This window comes from Oleiphilus sp. HI0128 (assembly GCF_001635365.1).
Genome location: NZ_LWGG01001341.1, coordinates 1 through 727, shown reverse-complemented (window position 1 = coordinate 727; position 727 = coordinate 1). Strand labels below are relative to the sequence as shown.

General features: G+C 50.1%; 1 protein-coding gene. It reads right to left on the bottom strand.

Annotation, left to right across the window (positions count from 1 at the left end; all coding sequences use genetic code 11):
- Positions 1-430: 430 nt before the first annotated feature.
- On the bottom strand, positions 431-727 hold a 297-nt coding region (locus tag A3763_RS22370), incomplete at its 5' end, for an ATP-binding cassette domain-containing protein (protein ID WP_156495263.1).

Genomic DNA, 727 nt, shown 5'->3' with positions numbered 1-727 from the left:
TCCTGTTGGGCTTTTCTCCCCGGGCTTGAAGGCACTCAAGCTAGTCATAACCTTACCTTTAAGAGGGTAATGATCATCGACGGCTTTAACGGCGGCCAAAGACATTTCATNCCCTACCACCACAACACTTGGGAACTCCAAGGTGGTACTGGTTGATAAACCGCTTTGTTGCGCACGTTCTTCGAACCCGGCCGGGATTTCTTGACTGGAGCGAATGCGCAGGTCGGCGCCAAGCAGCTCGGTAGACTTTGCCAACATGCCGGCTTCCATACGCGCACTGAATACACTGATAATGGTAGCGACGGTGACGGCTAGAATAAGAGAAAAGATGATTAAGGTGAGCTGCCCCGAACGGGTTTCTCGTCTGAGAAGAGACTGGGACAGACGAATAAGTTTGAGGAAACTGAGGCCTTGCGTGCTTGTATTCATCTTAAGCATTTAGCTCCTTTACCTGGCCATCGCTCATGCGTACGGTTCGGGCGCAGCGCTTAGCTAGTTGTTCGTCATGCGTTACGAGTACAAGGGTTGTTCCCAACTGAGAGTTCAAGGAAAAAAGCTGTTCTACAATTTGTTGCCCTGTATTACTGTCGAGATTGCCGGTAGGCTCGTCTGCAAACAATATTTTTGGCTCAGAAGAGAAGGCTCGAGCGATAGCAACACGTTGTTGTTCACCACCCGAAAGCTGTTTAGGGTAGTGATGGATTCGATGGCTCAGGCCAACCTTGTC